Genomic DNA, 17,619 nt, shown 5'->3' on the forward strand with positions numbered 1-17,619 from the left:
TCTAAAAAATAAAGTAGACAGATGAGAAAGGCGATTTTATCAATGGCTATACTTGGAATTTTATTTTCCGCGAACGTATCAGCACAAACCGAAACTTCTGGAAGAGAAAAAGTGTACAGAGCTACCCACACCAAAGTTACGGAACTGAAGCACACCAAGCTGAAAGTGAACTTCGACTATCAGAAAGAGCAGATGAATGGAGAAGAATGGCTTACTGCTTCACCATATTTCTATCCGACCAATGAGCTGACACTTGATGCAAAAGCAATGCTGATCCATGAAGTATCCCTTGATAACAATGGTAAAAAATCTCCCTTAAAATATGAATATAAAGATGATATTCTAAAGATCACACTAGACAAAACCTATCAGAAAAATCAGGATTATACTGTCTATATTAAATATACTTCTCGCCCAAATGAAGTGAAGCAAGCCGGAAGTATGGCGATCAATGACGCAAAAGGACTTTATTTCATCAATGCACAAGGAACAGATCCGGATTTGCCAACACAGATTTGGACTCAGGGAGAAACTGAATCTTCTTCTGCATGGTTTCCGACTATCGATAAACCAAATCAAAAAACAACCCAGGAAATCTACATGACAGTTCCTGATAAATATGTAACACTTTCTAATGGAATTTTAAAAGCTTCTCAAAAAGAGTCCAACGGTCTTAGAACAGATCATTGGGTGATGGATAAAAGACACTCCACTTATCTTTTCTTTATGGGAGTAGGAGAATATGCTATTGTAAAGGATAAATGGAAAAATATTGCTGTAGATTATTATATCGAAAAGGAATATGAGCCTTACGCAAAGCAGATCTATGGAAATACTCCTGAAATGATCGAGTTTTTCTCCAAAAAGATGAATTATGATTATCCATGGGCTAAATATGCACAGATTTCCGGACGAAACTACGTAAGTGGTGCGATGGAAAATACAACGGCAACCCTTCATGGAAGCGATATCCTTCAAAAGCCGGGACAGCTTATCGATGAAAATAAATGGGAAGATACCATTGCGCATGAGCTATTCCACCATTGGTTTGGTGATCTTGTGACCGCAGAAAGCTGGAGTAATCTTACAGTAAATGAATCATTTGCAAACTATTCCGAATATCTTTGGAATGAATACAAGTACGGAAAAGATCAGGCAGATTATCACCTGATGTCTGACGTGAATATGTATCTTCATAATCCAAACGATTTTAAGAAAAACCTTGTAAGGTTCAATTATGAATCCCGTGAAGATGTATTTGATCTGGTGACGTATCAGAAAGGAGGAGGAATTCTTAATATGCTAAGAAACTATCTGGGTGATGATGCTTTCTTTGCAGGAATGAATGATTACCTGAAAACTAACGAATATCAAAACGCCGAAGCGCATCAGTTGAGACTGTCTTTTGAAAAAGTTTCAGGGAAAGATCTGAACTGGTTCTTCAATCAATGGTATTTTGGAAGTGGTAATCCGAAAATTAATTATTCAACAGCATTTGAACCGGTGAAAAAGCAAGTGACGGTAACAGTAAACCAAACTCAGGATCAGCTGTTCCAGTTTCCTCTTGCTATCGATGTTTATGATAACGGAAAACCAAAAAGATATAATGTTTGGGTAAATGCAGACGCAAAAAATACATTCAGCTTTGATGTTTCCAAAACCCCGGATTTAGTTAATATTAATGCAGATGGAATTCTTGTAGCTGATATTACGGATACCAAGACTCCTGAGCAAAATCTGATGCAGTTTACCACTTCTAAAGAATTTAAAAGCAGATATAATGCTTTAACAGGAATAAAAGATCAGGTAGGAAAAAATCCTGCCGCAACAAAATTATTAGCCGCTGCATTAAAAGATCCGTTTTTTAGAATAAGAATTAAAGCTTTAGAGCTTATGGATCTTTCCAATCCTGAACAGATGAAAGCTTTAGGAGCTGATGTGGAAAAATTAGCCACTAATGATCCTAAAACATTAACACAGGCTGCTGCGATTTCTGCTTTAGCCAAAACAAAAGATAAAAAGTATCTCCCGATTTTTGAAAAAGGAGTAGGAGCGGTTTCCAATGCGGTAAAAGGAAATTCTTTAGGTGCTTTGATTACGATTGATCCGTCAAAAGCAAATACATTAGCAGATAAAATTGATCTGGAAGGTGCTTCAGAAGAATTACAGGCAAAATTGTTACCAATTATTGTAAAGAATAAAGTAACTTCCCAAATGTCAAATATCGCTTCGATGGCTGCATTTTATCCGTTTATTAAATTCCAGAACCCGGAATTAGGAAAAGCAGCAGAAGACGGTTTCAACTGGATCATGACTTCAGATAATTTAAAAGCTACGGAAAGTATTACCAAGATCGTAGGATATGCAAAAAACCAGATGGGTGATAATCTACAAGCTAAAATGATGATGGTTCAAATACTGAAAGACGGTTTAGGAAAGAAAATGGAAGTTCTGAAACAAAATCCACAAAACGCTGCAAGTATTAATAAGCAGATTGATGCTTTAAACAAAGCAATCGAAAATTATAAATAATCTATTTAAGATGATAACTTAAAGCCGGCAAATTTGTCGGCTTTATTTTTATAATGTGATTCTAAGATTTTAAAAAACTTATTACAATAGTGAATTTTGATAATGTTACAAAAATCAGTGAATTTTACCGTTGTTTTTTACATTATCTTTCATAAATTCGTTTAAAATTTAGAAAATTATGAGTTTTGGAATTGAGGCTGCGAGTTACTATGTGCCTTCTTTGTATTTGGAAATTAAAGATTTAGCTGAAAAAAGAGGGATAGAACCAGCAAAATTGGAGAAAGGATTAGGACTTCATAAAATGGGATTTCCGGATGTACATGAAGACGCTGCTACTTTTGCTGCAGAAGCATTATTAAAATTAATTAAAGATTATCATATTAATCCCAAAGAAATTTCAAGAATTTATCTGGGAACAGAAAGTGCCTTAGATGCGGCTAAACCAACTGCTTCTTATGCAATGCAGATGGTTGAAAAAGTGTTAGAAGCAGAATTTGGTGAAAGAGTTTTCAGAAACTGTGATGTTGTAGATATGACGTTTGCGTGTATTGGAGCTGTAGATGCGCTACACAATGCCTTAGACTTTGTGAGAGTAAACCCGAATAAAAAAGCGGTTGTGATTGCAAGTGATTACGCAAAATATGAATTGGCTTCTTCAGGAGAATATACACAAGGTGGGGGCGCCGTTTCTTTATTAATTTCCGCAAATCCTGATCTGCTTGAAATTGAAAATCATTGGGGAGTTGCTACAAAAAGTGTTTTTGATTTCTTCAAACCAAGAAGACAATATAAAAAAGAAGATTTGAACGGAGCTCCGGAGGCATATCCCGATAAAATAGAGATTTTTACAGATGAACCTGTTTTTGACGGACAATACTCCAATCAATGCTATCAGGATAGGATTAAAGAAGCGTATCAGCATTATAAAGAAATTACAGGAGAAGAAAAACCTTATGAAAAATGGCGTTATATTATCTTCCATCTTCCTTATGCATTCCACGGGAAAAGAGTTTTTACAGAAATTTATAGTATAGAAAACGGACTTCCTTTTGGAACAGCAGATGAACAGAAAGCTGTTGCGAAATCTGAAAACTATCTTCAGCTTATTAATCAGAAAATAGAAAGTACCCAACGTGCTTCATCGGAAATTGGAAATATGTATACTGCTTCTATTTTTATGGCATTTCTGTCCGGCTTACAAACCTCCTTTAATGAAAATGAAGAATTGTCAGGAAAAGAAATTGGGTTCTTTGGATATGGCAGCGGTTCCAAATCCAAGGTATTTTCAGGAAAGATTTCAGACAAGTGGAAAGCTGTAGTGGAAAAATGGAATATATTCGAAAATCTGAAGAATAGAACTGCTGTGGATTTTGAAACCTATGAAAAACTTCATAGAAAGCAATTGGAGGAGTCGGTGAATCCCGCTTACAAAGGATTTGGTCTTGCTTCCATAGAAATTGATAATCCTGTCTCGGTAGGAGCAAGATATTATAGTTATCAAGGTTAAGATATTGTGTTATAAAATCATAAAAAGCATCTCAGGTTTGAGATGCTTTATTTTTTTGTTTTTTTTAAAAGAAATATGACGAATAATACTCTGTTTTAAGGCTTTTTTTGAAAATTATATTATCTCTTATTTGAATGTTATTTGCTAAAATACATGAATAGGGTTGATTATTTTTATTGATTATCTATAGAATTAGCATTTTTCTAATTAGTTTAATATGGTTTAATCGTTTGTTTGTCAATATTTTACTTGAAAGGGTGAAGGGTAATTTCTAAATCAGCATAACTAGAACTTTTGCCGGAACTCCAACTACTCCAGCTTATACAAGTACTCAGGTTGCTTATGCTGATATCTTGAAAGAACGTAGGATTGAGCTTGCTTTAGAAGGACATCGTTATATTGACTTGAAAAGGTTAGCTGTTGCAGCTGGTGTTTCCATGGATAGAAATCCTACAGATGATATTATTACAGTGAAGAATCTGCCAAACGATGATTACAGATATACTTTACCTATTCCTTTGAAGGAAATATCTGCAAACCCTAATTGCGAGCAAAACCCTCATTATAACTAAAGTATAAACATATTTATTGCATATAGCCCCTGTTGAAAAACAGGGGTTTTTATTTGTTGGATAATTATCTTAACCTCGCTTATAGGTGTTCAAAGCTATCAATCTGATTAGCTTTCAGAACAACTTGCAAGTAATATTGAAATACGCATGTTTGATGACACAATATCAAATGCTAAATTCAAAAAATATATAGCTGAAGTTTATATTTTAAGGTATAAGAATGTTTTATTTAATTGTGATAATTTTTAAATAAATTGAATAGAAGTGATTTTATCATATTTATTTGTGTTTTTTATTTTATTTATTTCATGATTTTTGTGTTTTTTATAATGTTTTGTTATTTGGTTTTTTGAATATTTTTCTTTTATTTATTTTTTTTAGTTAATTTTTTTCATTAATAATTTTGTTTTAATGAACGCGTGTAGATTATTTTATATGTTGTTAATATTCTGTTAAAGTTAAATTGAATTATTATTTCTCAATTATTATTTTAAATATGATTTATATTTTTAATTTTATTTTTGTTTTTAATGTATATTTTTAACTTAAACAATCGTTTTATTAGTATTTTGTAATTTGAAACTTCTACTTCTTATTAACATATTTGTCTCCGGAATATCTTAAAATTTGTTAATATGAATGGAAAATTATCTGTGCTAAGTGCCGGAGTCTTATTTTTTATGGGGCAAGGTCTTATGGCGCAAAAGGTAAAAAAAGACACAGTTTCCACTAAGGAAATCGAAGAAGTCTTGGTAGTGGGATATGGTACCCAGAAGAAAAAAGAAGTTACAGGTGCTGTGACCTCCATTAAAGCTGCTGATGTTGCCAATATTGCTGCTCCAAGTTTTGAACAACAGCTTGCAGGTAAGGCTGCTGGGGTTCAGATCACCAGTGCTACCGGTATTTTAGGGGAGCCGCCAAGAGTGAGGATCAGAGGGATTGCATCTATTACTTCGGGTACATCACCGTTGTATATTGTTGATGGTATTCCAATCTTTTCAGGAGATGTTGGAGGACAGACATCTACGAATGGACTGGGTGACATTAACCCTAATGATATTGAATCTTTTGAAGTTTTAAAAGACGGTGCTTCTACCGCTATTTATGGTTCAAGAGCTGCTAATGGGGTAGTTTTGATTACTACTAAGAAAGGAAAAGGAGGTCGATTAAGTTTGAATTTCAGTAACTATGCTGGATATGCAATGCCAATTGGTTTGTATAACTTACTTCAGACGCCTGATTTTATTACAATTTCAAATGAAAAAAGAGCGAATGCAGGGCAAAGTGCTGTAGCATTCGGGACAGAATATAATACAGACTGGCAGAAAGCGGTCTTAAGGTCTGCGGCTTTTCAGACAGATAATACATTGTCTGCATCAGGGTCGTTTGGCAAATCTAATTACTATACATCTATCGGATATACAAAGCAGGAAGGAGTTGCAATTCCTAATGAAATGCAAAGATTTTCTACGAGAGCTAATGTAGATCATCAGGCATTCGAATGGATGAAAATCGGAACCAACCTTAGTTTTACAAAAACGGATTATGTAGGGTTGAATACAGGAGCTTCTTCACTTTCTGGAAATATTTATAACGCCATTAAGCAGTTGCCCAATACGCCAATCTTTAATCCCAACCATCCTACAGGATATAATATTGATGCTACAGACCCAAGGGTCGTAGGGAGATGGCAAAATACATTATTGGCAGGTGATAATATTACAAATATTGTGTACGCGCTTAATAATAACAAAATGAGATCCAGTGTAAACAGATTGATAGGATCTCTTTATTCAGACATAAGATTATATCCATTCCTGAATTACAGATTTCAGGTAAGTGTTGACCAGTCTCAAACAAAAGGATTTATTTATTGGAATCCTGTACACGGTGACGGACGTGGATCAAATGGATATATCAGAAATGACTTCTCTGATTATTTAAGAGGGAATATTCAGAATATCTTAACATTCAATAAAACCTTTGCTGAAAAACATACAATTACTGCTGTAGCGGTATATGAATATCAGAAACAAAAGCTACAAAGCTTCTATGGAGGTGGTACGAATTTATCTACTCCTTTCTTCAATAATGGAATAATTTCGAGTTCTGTAGGGACTCCGCAATCCGGAGGAGGAATCACGGAGCAGGGGATTTTATCGTATGCTGGAAGGTTTAACTATAACTATGCAGGGAAATATTTCTTACAGGCATCTATCAGAAGAGATGGTCTTTCTTCATTACCAATGAAAAATAAATGGGGTAACTTCCCTGGAGTATCTGTAGGATGGACTGTAAGTAAAGAAAATTTCATGCAAGGTCTTGAAAACATAGTTTCTGATCTTAAGCTTAGAGCTTCTTACGCTAAGGTAGGTAACACGGATATTGGTAACTATCCATATTTAGGATTGTTCAGTAACTATAAGTATGCAGATTATACCGGGGTTGCATATTCTCAGATTTATAACCCTGATTTAAGATGGGAAACGAGTCACAAGTATGATTACGGATTGGATGTATCTCTGTTAAAAAATAAGCTCAAGTTGACATTTGACTATTTTGAAAACAAAATCTCTGATATGATTATTGAGGCTCCATTAGCACCTTCTCTTGGGGTTCCAAATAACAGCATCTTTAAAAACATTGGAGATATGCAGAACAAAGGATTTGAATTCTCCGCAGATTACAATGTTATCAATACTGAAAATTTTGGATTGGATGTGAATGCTAACCTGACATTAATGAGCAATAAGGTTTTAGCTCTTGCAAACAATAATGCAGATATTTTCTCCAGTGCAAACAATATTATTAGAGTAGGAGAGTCTTTGAGATCTATCTATGGATATGAATATTGGGGAGTAAATGCTGCGAACGGAAATCCGGTTTATTATAAAGCTGATGGAAGTTTAGTGCAGGGAGTTGTAGGAAAAGGTGTATATGCAGTATTTGATCCTTCTAATCCTAATGATGTAAGTAAATCGGCAATCTTAGCGCAGTCTGATAAAAAAGTATTAGGAAATTCTTTACCAAAGTATTTTGGAGCAGTAAGTTTTAAATTCAGATTTTACAACTTTGATTTAGGAACTACAGTGAGATATAGTGGTGGAAATAAGATCTTTAATGCTACCAGAAGAGATTTGATGACCTTAAACTTTAATAACAACTCTACTGAAATTTTAGGAAGATGGCAAAGTCCTTCTAATCCTGGGGATGGGATGACGCCAAAATTATATTTTGGAGATAATACCCTTACTAACCTTACAAGTAATGCTTCTTCAAGATTTTTAGAAGATGCGAGTTTTGTGAAGTTTGATGTAATCAGTTTAGGATATAATTTCCCTAAAGACATTCTGAAGAATGTTGGAGTTAGAAGTTTAAGAGTTTACTTCCAGGCTCAGAATGCATTTATCATTACTAAATATAAAGGTCTTGATCCGGAAATGGAAAATGCAGGAGTGGATTTCAATGGAACTCCTCGTCAGAGAGTATTCAGTATGGGCTTTAATGTTTCACTATAAAATTAAGATAACAATGAAAAATAATATAATAAAAAGGGGTTTATCAGTTTTATCAGCATCATTAGTAATGGCAATGATAGGATCTTGTTCAGAGGCTGATACCTTAGATTTGCAACCTTACAATAATATCTATGAAGATGTTGCTTTTACCACTCCGGTAAATGTAGATCTTGCCATTATAGGAGTTTATAATGCTGCACAGAATGGAGTTTATAAAACAGCTCCTGATGCGACTAATACCCCTAGGGGATATGTTTTTGGAGCAGCGTATACAGAGCAGAATGATGTTCGTGGAGAAGATATGGTGAATACCGCAACCTTTTACCAGTTAACTTATACTGCAACCTATGACGGAGGTTCTCCTAATAACTCACATTATTGGGTAAATGGTTATGGATTAGTTAATAAAGCAAATATTACAATAGCAGGAGTGAAAAAGGCAGGTGAAACTGGGGTGATTACATCTGCTGTACGTGATAACTATTTAGGCGAAATGTATTTCTTAAGAGCATTAGCTCATCTGGAATTATTAAAACATTTTTCACGCCCATATAACTTTACAAGCGATGCGAGTCATCCGGGAATACCTTATCGTACAACAGCAATTACAAGCCCTGCAGCTATTGAGGAAGGGCTTAAAGTAGGAAGAGGAACGGTAGCTGAAACATACGCAAAGATTCTAGCTGATCTAGATTTGGCAGAAACGCTTACTGCAAGTAAAGGAACAAGAAATGGTAACGCTAAAATTACCAGAGCAACTAAAGAAGCGGCTATCGCTTTGAAAGTTCGTGCTTATCTTAACATGAGAAACTGGCAAAAAGTACTCGATGAAGGAGCAAAGTTGAATGCTGCATATGCTCTTACTTTAACTCCTGAAGTTCCATTTATTGTGGCTAATAACTATAATAATACAGAATCTATCTTTACTATTGAAAACTCTGCGAATACTAACCCTGGTACCAATGCTGGTTTGGCGTCAATGTATAATGACAGATCATTAGTATGTATTAGCCCTATTATTTGGAGAAATTCAAAATGGCTTGTTGATGATAAAAGAAGAAGAGATACTTTAATGGTAAGAACAGCTGCTTCAGGTGTTAAATTCGTTAATAAATATAAAGATGTGACGAACTTATCAGATGGTGCTCCAATTTTGAGATATGCTGAAGTGCTTTTATCTATGGCGGAAGCTAATGCGAGGTTAGGAAATAATGCAGCTGCGTTAGAACTATTGAATAAGGTAAGAAACAGATCATTGGCTAAGCCTGCAACTCAAGCATATACTTCATCATCTTTTGCAAACACTACAGCACTTGTAGATGCTATCATTACAGAACGTAGAATCGAATTCTTAGGTGAAGGGATGAGATGGGGTGATATTCACAGATTACTTTATGATGATCTGGTGCCAACTCCTGGTATACCTGCCAAGATGTCAAATGGAATGCCTACAGGAGCTTCCTTTACATTAGGTACGCCGTATACAGGACCTCTTGGGGTGGCAATGATTCCTAAAACAGATTTCCGAATCCTTTGGCCAATTCCAAATGATGAAATAGTAAACAATCCAACACTTGCTTCACAGCAAAACCCGGGTTGGTAAAAATGAATATTTAGATCAGCTTAAAAAAGTGATTGAATCAGAAAGAAAAAATTATGGTTTAATTGACCGAAATAAAGAAAAATATATTTGGAAAAACTTATAGTTTAAGCTGGATTTATAATATAACATATTAACAAATTTTTAATTTTAACATCAGTAAGACTGTCTTTTTAGGCAGTCTTTTTGTTTTTTTTAAGGGGAATTTTATGATAAATTTCATTAAATACTCCATTTTTTATTCTCATTTTAACTCAAATCATTTAAAGTGTTGTTTTATATTTTTAATCAATATTTCTTTTTTTGGTTTATATTTTTAATCCAATTTAATTTATTGATGAACTTTTATTTTTATTTTAATTTTTGTTAAAATTCCCTTAATGATTAAAATGATTTGTCTTTTTGTAAAATTTTAAAAGTAATAGCGTGTTTTCTGTACGATTTTTATAGGATTGATGCGGATGTGACTGTTGTGCCAAGCGTTTTTAGCCTTTTAATAAATTGATGTTGCTAATATTTATTAACATATTTGTCATCTTGAATATATTAAAATCTGTTAATATGAATGTGAAATTGCGTGTTTTGACAGCAGGGGTACTGTTTTTTACAGGTCAGGCTGTGTTAGCTCAAGAAAAAGACTCTAAGAACGGTAAGGACAAAGAGACTAAAATTGAGGAAGTAGTTGTTCTAGGATATAGTAAAACAGCTACGAAAGCTAAAACTACCACTTCTTCGGTAACAGTTGGTTCTGAAACCCTAGAAAACAGACCGAATATTTCGGTATTAAATTCGATTCAGGGAACAGCTCCCGGTATCGTTGTTAACTCAGCATCTGGTTCTCCAGGTTCTGGAAAATTTAACATCCTGATCAGAGGAACAAGCTCTCTTAATGGTTCTACAGACCCATTATATGTGATAGACGGAGTTATTACCTCAGGATCTCAGTTCAGAAACCTGAACTCTTATGATATTGACACTTTCAGTATCCTGAAAGATGCTCAGGCAACTGCTATCTATGGTAACAGAGCTGCAAACGGTGTTGTTGTAATTACTACAAAAGGAGGTAAGTTTAACTCAGGATTAAAAGTATCTTATGACGCTTTGACATCTTTCAGTCAGTTACCTGATACTAAGTACAACATGTCTAATGCTCAACAGTTGCTATATCTTCAGAGAAACTTACAAACAGGTCAGGGAAATAAAATGACCAATAGTGAGATTGATAACTGGGGTGTAGATACTGATTGGAACAAACAATTTACTCGTATCGGTATTTCTCAACAACATAACCTATCCATTACTGGAGGTGGAGAAAACATCAATAACTTTTTCTCTTTAGGATATGTAGACAGTGAAGGTACTGTAAAATCTACTGATTTCAAGAGATTTACTTTGAGAAATAACATGAATGGTAAATCTAAAGATGGGAAACTGACTTTCGGAACTATCATTGGTTTAGGTTATTCAAAAAGAAACCAGCTGGATGATGAAACAAACTCTGGAATCTCTAACAATACTCTTCAAAATCCATTATTTGGAGGAGTTCTTTCAAGACCATATATTGCTCCTTCGCCATATGCGAATGGACGTGATTTATTCAATGCTGTAGGTGGAGATACTGCTGCCAGCAGACAATGGATCCTTCAGGACAATATCAACGGTGGTATTAGAAACAGATTTACAGAATTAAGTATTTCTGCCAATGCAAATGTTAACTATAAAATTACAGATTATCTAAGCGTTGGAAACAGAACAGGTATTGAATATAAAGAATATAAAAGAATTTTCGCTAGATCTCCTCTAGGATACCTTTCAAACAGTGTGGCAAAAAGTGATGGAGCTGACTATGGAGGATTTGAAGAGTTTGCAAATACAGAGGATTTAACATTCAATAGTATTACAAATATTTCCTTCAATAAGTCTTTTGGAGATCATACTATTAGTGCAGCAGCATACATGGATTATATTAAAGCTCATGTAACTTCTACTACTCAAAGACAAAATGGATTGAATCCTCTACAATGGGAATTTGGCGCAGGAACAGGATATATTCCGTTTAACCCGGATAAACCTAACTTTTACCGACCTTCTGCATCTGCTACAAAAACAACAGCAGGTACTTTAGCTTACTTCGGAACTATTGATTATGACTTCCAGGACAAATATGGAGTAAGTGGGGTGATAAGAAGAGATGGATCTTACCGTTTCTTACCTACAAACAGATGGGAAACTTTCTGGTCCGTAGCAGCAAGATGGAATATTGACAAAGAAAGCTTCATGGCAAATTCTGGATTCAGATTGCTTAAACTAAGAGCTTCCATTGGTACTACAGGTAACCAGAATTTAGGAATTGCATCAGATAATGCGAACCCATTAGCATTGCTTCCGAATAACTTCCTTGATTTATATAACGGTTTCTCAGGATACCAAAATATGTTAGGTTACAACTTTGTTAACCTGTCAAACCCTTACTTAAAGTGGGAACAAGTAAAACAAACTAACATTGGAGTTGATTATAACTACAAAGGAATTCTTGAAGGTAGTGTAGATTACTATCAGAAAAGAACATCAAGAATGTTCAACGATCTTCAGAAATCATCAGCTACAGGTTACTATTCAATCAGAGGTAATGATGGAATCCTTGATAACAAAGGTATTGAAGGTTTAATCAGATATAACGCTATCAAAACTGAAAATACGAGACTATCTATCTTCGCAAACGGGGCTTACAACTCTAACAAGATTGTTTCTATGTCCAGCGAAAACTTAGCGGGTGATGTAGTACACGCTATTGGAGGTCCTGCAGGTCAGTATCAGTTATATCCATACCTTGGAGTAAATTCTGCAAACGGAAATCTACAGTTCCTTGATAAAAACGGAAATATCACAGAAGCTCCTACAGCTGGAGACAGAAGATTGACAGGAAAATCAAGATATGCAAAATTCACAGGAGGTTTTGGATTTAATTTACAACACAAAGGTTGGTTCTTAGATACATTATTTTCTTTCCAACAAGGAGGATGGATCTATGATAACTTATATTCTTGGGTAATGGATCCGAACGCAGCAGCAAACAGAAACCTTTCTGCTGATCTTTTAAATGCTTGGACTCCTGATAACAAGAATACAGATGTACCTTCATTAGGTGCTTCAAACTTAAACCTAGGTTCTTCAGACAGATTCTTACACAGATCAGACTTTATAAGACTTAAGAATATCTCTTTAGGATATACATTTAACAAAAGTCAATTAGGTAAGCTGCCGGTAAGAGGTATCAAAGTTTTTGTTCAGGCTGAAAACCTTTATACTTGGACGAAATGGAAAGGATTCGATCCGGAACCGATTACTTCATATTCACTAAACGTATACCCTAACCCAAAAACCGTATCAGTAGGTTTAAATGTTGATTTTTAATATAGAAAGATTATGAAAAGAATTATAAATACAGTCTTAATTGTAGCTACTTTATCTTCTGCAGCATTTACATTGAACAGCTGCCAGGATGCTCTTGATATCAAGCAGGCAGGAGAGTTACAGGAACAAGATTTATATACAAGTGTTGCTAATTTAAATGAAGTTCTGAATGGATCTATATATGCTCAGCTAGATCCTATTGATGAGATCTATTTTACTGCTGTTTTTACAGATGAAGTAAAGCCTGGATCAGGAAGTGGAGGACAGGAATATGCATTACACAGACATTTCCTTGATGCGGCAAGCCCTGTGATTACGGGTGGTACAGTAAGTACTGCTTCAAGTGACGGGATTTGGTTAAATCACTACAAAGTAATCAATAGAGTAAACAGACTTCTTGAAGGAGCTAAGAAAGTTACACCTACTTCAGATAAAGAGAAACAAACATATAATGAAATCCTAGCACAAGCGAGAGCAATAAGAGCTTATTGCTATTTACAGCTTGAAGCGTATTTTTCTAAAGATATGAAGGATGCGAATGCGTTAGGAGTTATGCTTGTAAAAGACGTTCCTTCTACGGATGCTCAGTTACCAAGAGCTAAGAATAAGGATGTTTATGACTTCATTAATGCTGATTTAGATTATGCGAGAGGTATTTTAGGAAGTGCTAAAAATCCAATGAGATATTTCGTGGATAAGAATTTTGTAAATGCTGTTGCTGCTCGTTTTAACCTTTACAGAGGTGAGACTGCATTAGCTAAGCAATATGCGCAAGCAGTAATCTCAGAATCTGGATTGTCTCTTACAGCTGCAAAGCCAATTGAAGGAATCAATACTGTAGTAAAAGATGATAAAGGTAATCCTTATGCATCTGGACCTTTTACAGAAGACCCAAGTAAGGATTGGAATATTGCATTCTATGGAGGAATTGATGCTTCAAACGGAAACGGTATAGCAGGAGGTTCTTTCAACCCATATAGAAGAATGTGGGCAGATAGCGATAATGGTGAAGCTATATTCTCTCTAAACAGACTTCCTTTAGGAGCTGGTGGATCTATGGGGTCAAGATGGAATACGAATAACTCTAACCTTAAAGGAACACCAATGTGGTTCTGGGGAAGAAACTTATATAACATCTTCAAAAATACTCCTGGAGATATCAGAAAATATGCTTATTTAGACCCTTCATCAACTGCAAAAGATGATTATGCTAGTGCAACAGGTGGAAATACCAGAACTGATGCATTGGTAATTGATAAATATCCAGGGAAAACAAGTGCATCTACCAGAAATGATGTGAAAGTTTTCAGATTATCAGAGATGTATTTTATTCTTGCTGAAGCTGAAGTAGCTGCAGGAAATCTTTCAGCAGCACATGACTTAGTTCACGAAGTAAGAAAAGCAAGAAACTATGCAGATGCAGCAGTAACGCCTACTTACTCTAATACTCAGGTTGCTTACGAAGATATCCTGAAAGAACGTAGAGTTGAATTAGCTCTTGAAGGACACCGTTTTATTGACCTAAGAAGACTTGCTGCAAAAGCTAATGTTGAAATGGACAGAAACGATACTGATGATATTATTCCGGTTAAGAACCTTAAGAATGGTGATTACAGATATATTCTGCCTATTCCAATTAAGGAAATGTCTGCAAACCCAAATATGGAACAAAATGACGGTTACTATTAGTAGTCATTGTTAATATACTTAAAATTGCCCTTGAAGTTTACTTCAGGGGCTTTTTTACTCTTAGTAAGTGTGATTATTTTCAATAAACAGATTAACCTGATAATTCTTTGGCGTAACCCCCACAAGCTGCTTAAAAACTCTCGTAAAATAATTCGTATCAGAAAAACCAGTCTGAAAAGCAGTCTCCTTAATACTATTTTGCCCCGCCAGCAATTCCTTAGCCTTATTGATTCTTTCCTGTAGAATAAAGTCATTGGGAGAAATTCCCAGCTCATCCCGGAACATTTTAAAAAAGTTGGATTTACTTACATAAGCAAGCTTGGCAATACTTTCAATAGATAATTTCTGATGAAGATTTCTCTTAATATAATCCACTACAAAACCTATTCTAGATTTATTCTTTATAATATTCTTTTCTACCAGACTTCTTGCCTGTGTCTGCATAAGTCTTATTAAAAGTTCTTTAAGCGCAAAATCTGCCATGATATCCTTCTGAGAATTGTCATCCATAGCAATCCTCATGATATTATTCGTAGCAGAAGCCAGTGCCTGATTATTAAAAAGAAAATATTCATCCAGCTGAATATTCCATTGGGAAGACTCATCTACCTTAGGAAGGTTATAATTCAGGTAATTAAGAGAATCTTCTATAAAATCAGGATTAAGGCTTAAAGAAATACATTGTGTTGCTGTTTCGTCAGCTTCCGGAAAATCAATAATCATCGTTTCTCCCGGAGCAACTAGGATACTTTCACCTGGTAGATAATTAAAATAGTTGGTTTTATTATTCAATTTCATGTGCTTTTTGCCTCTCAGCATAGCTGTGAATGCAATATTTTCAAAGTGAAGTTCCACCCCAAAAGCAGCTTTATGCGTTTCATAAATACTAAATTCACAATTGTTTAGATTGAAAGTAGTCTGATTCTCAACCAGTCTCAATAGCTGCTTCTCATGGGTTAATTCAGGAGTATTTAATAAAAGCTTTCTATTGTTATTCATTTCTAAAAAATTTAAGGAAACCAGTATTTCAAATATATAAAATCCGAGCCTATGTTGCTGTTAATAAAATGATAAAATTCAAGCCATAAGACGATTTTGCACTTTTTTTATACGATTGTGCTATGTTTTTTGAGACATCCGCATGTAATTTGGCATTATCGAAAAAATAAAATAAGAATACAATGAGCACACTTACAGAACCAAGATCAACGACACTTTTACAGCGTCCGGAGTTTAAAAGCAAATATGATAACTATATTGGAGGGAAATTTACTCCACCGGTTAAAGGACAATATTTTGATGTAGTTTCACCTGTTGACGGTAAAAATTTCACTCAGGTTGCCCATTCTACCAAAGAAGATTTGGAGCTGGCTGTAGATGCCGCAGAAAAAGCATTTCAAACGTGGAAAAATACCTCATCTACAGAGCGAAGCATCATTCTGAACAAAATAGCAGACAGAATGGAACAGAACTTAGAATACCTTGCTACAGTAGAAACCATAGACAACGGTAAAGCCGTAAGAGAAACGTTGGCAGCAGACATGCCGCTGGCAATCGATCATTTCAGATATTTCGCTTCTGTGATTCGTGCAGAAGAAGGATCACATAACGAATTGGATAAAGATACCGTTTCCCTTATCGTTCATGAACCCCTTGGCGTAATAGCACAGATAATTCCTTGGAATTTCCCGATTCTGATGGCAGTTTGGAAGCTTGCTCCGGCATTGGCTGCCGGTAATTGTGTCGTATTGAAACCCGCAGAAAGTACTCCTGTTTCCATCATGGTTTTAATGGAGCTGGTAGGAGATTTACTGCCTCCTGGAGTTATAAATATTGTCAACGGATTCGGAGCTGAGCTGGGGAGAGCACTGGTTACAAACCCTAAAGTTGCTAAAGCAGCATTCACGGGATCTACTGCTACAGGTCGCCTGGTAATGCAATATGCCACAGAAAATATCATTCCTGTCACTCTGGAATTGGGTGGGAAATCTCCGAACGTATTCTTCAATTCAGTAATGGATGCAGATGATGAATTCCTCGATAAAGCCATTGAAGGAGCCGTTCTTTTTGCCCTTAACCAAGGAGAAATCTGTACATGTCCGTCAAGACTTTTAGTTCAGGAAGGTATCGCAGACGCATTCATAGAAAGAGTGATAGAAAGAGTAAAAGCCATTAAAGTAGGAAATCCATTAGACAAAACTGTAATGATGGGCGCTCAGGCTTCCCAGATTCAAAAAGACAAGATACTTTCTTATATTCAGCTTGGAGTAGAAGAAGGTGCTGAAGTGCTGGTAGGAGGTGATGTGAATAATTTAGGAGAAGACCTTGAAGACGGATTTTACATTCAACCCACTATTTTCAAAGGAAATAATAAAATGAGAATCTTTCAGGAAGAAATTTTTGGTCCGGTGCTGTCTTTCACAACCTTTAAAGATGAAGAAGAAGCGGTGAAAATAGCAAACGATACCATTTATGGACTTGGAGCCGGAGTATGGACCAGAGATGCTCATCAGTTATATAACATTCCGCGTCAGATTGAAGCAGGAAGAGTTTGGGTAAACCAATATCACTCATATCCGGCTGGAGCACCTTTCGGAGGGTATAAGCAGTCGGGAATCGGTAGAGAAAATCATAAGATGATGCTTGATCATTATCGTCAGACCAAAAATATGCTGATTTCTTATAACAAAAATAAGTTAGGTTTCTTTTAATATTAAATTTTAGAACGTGCCCGATTGCCCTGGCTTTTCCCAGGGCAAACAGGTCGGGCTATGCAGGGCTTCATTT

Annotated in this window: 9 protein-coding genes; 8 read left to right on the top strand and 1 reads right to left on the bottom strand. The window is 35.4% G+C overall.

Annotated features, from left to right (window positions below):
* Positions 1-21: 21 nt before the first annotated feature.
* The 7 genes from AC5YGG_RS11015 (at position 22) to AC5YGG_RS11045 (ending at position 14,832) form a co-directional block, all read left to right on the top strand.
* Positions 22-2,532, top strand: coding sequence for a M1 family metallopeptidase (locus AC5YGG_RS11015; protein WP_496144546.1), 2,511 nt, complete (start codon positions 22-24; stop codon positions 2,530-2,532).
* A gap of 178 nt (positions 2,533-2,710) precedes the next feature.
* The gene (locus tag AC5YGG_RS11020) at positions 2,711-4,039 is read left to right on the top strand and encodes a hydroxymethylglutaryl-CoA synthase family protein (RefSeq protein ID WP_496144547.1); all 1,329 of its coding nucleotides are present in this window, start codon (positions 2,711-2,713) and stop codon (positions 4,037-4,039) included.
* 281 nt (positions 4,040-4,320) lie between these two features.
* Positions 4,321-4,611, top strand: a complete 291-nt coding sequence (locus AC5YGG_RS11025; RefSeq protein WP_496144652.1) for a RagB/SusD family nutrient uptake outer membrane protein — start codon at positions 4,321-4,323, stop codon at positions 4,609-4,611.
* A 635-nt stretch (positions 4,612-5,246) separates the two neighbouring features.
* Positions 5,247-8,129 (top strand): SusC/RagA family TonB-linked outer membrane protein, encoded by a 2,883-nt coding sequence (locus AC5YGG_RS11030; RefSeq protein WP_496144548.1) that lies wholly within the window; start codon positions 5,247-5,249, stop codon positions 8,127-8,129.
* A gap of 13 nt (positions 8,130-8,142) precedes the next feature.
* Entirely contained in the window at positions 8,143-9,732 is a 1,590-nt protein-coding gene (locus AC5YGG_RS11035; protein WP_496144549.1) for a RagB/SusD family nutrient uptake outer membrane protein, read from the top strand.
* 558 nt (positions 9,733-10,290) lie between these two features.
* Positions 10,291-13,143, top strand: a complete 2,853-nt coding sequence (locus AC5YGG_RS11040; protein ID WP_496144550.1) for a SusC/RagA family TonB-linked outer membrane protein — start codon at positions 10,291-10,293, stop codon at positions 13,141-13,143.
* Positions 13,144-13,155: 12 nt separating this feature from the next.
* Positions 13,156-14,832 carry a RagB/SusD family nutrient uptake outer membrane protein gene (locus AC5YGG_RS11045; RefSeq protein ID WP_496144551.1) on the top strand — a complete coding sequence of 559 codons (1,677 nt, stop codon included), beginning with the start codon at positions 13,156-13,158 and terminating at the stop codon, positions 14,830-14,832.
* A gap of 60 nt (positions 14,833-14,892) precedes the next feature.
* On the opposite strand, the gene AC5YGG_RS11050 is transcribed toward AC5YGG_RS11045, so the two are convergent.
* On the bottom strand, positions 14,893-15,831 hold the full coding sequence (locus AC5YGG_RS11050) for a helix-turn-helix domain-containing protein (RefSeq protein ID WP_496144552.1): 939 nt from the start codon (positions 15,829-15,831) through the stop codon (positions 14,893-14,895).
* A 182-nt stretch (positions 15,832-16,013) separates the two neighbouring features.
* Here AC5YGG_RS11050 and AC5YGG_RS11055 point away from each other — a divergent pair, with 182 nt between their 5' ends.
* The gene (locus AC5YGG_RS11055) at positions 16,014-17,543 is read left to right on the top strand and encodes an aldehyde dehydrogenase family protein (protein WP_496144553.1); all 1,530 of its coding nucleotides are present in this window, start codon (positions 16,014-16,016) and stop codon (positions 17,541-17,543) included.
* Positions 17,544-17,619 lie beyond the last annotated feature (76 nt).

The sequence above is a fragment of the Chryseobacterium sp. CS2K3 genome (genome assembly GCF_059515185.1).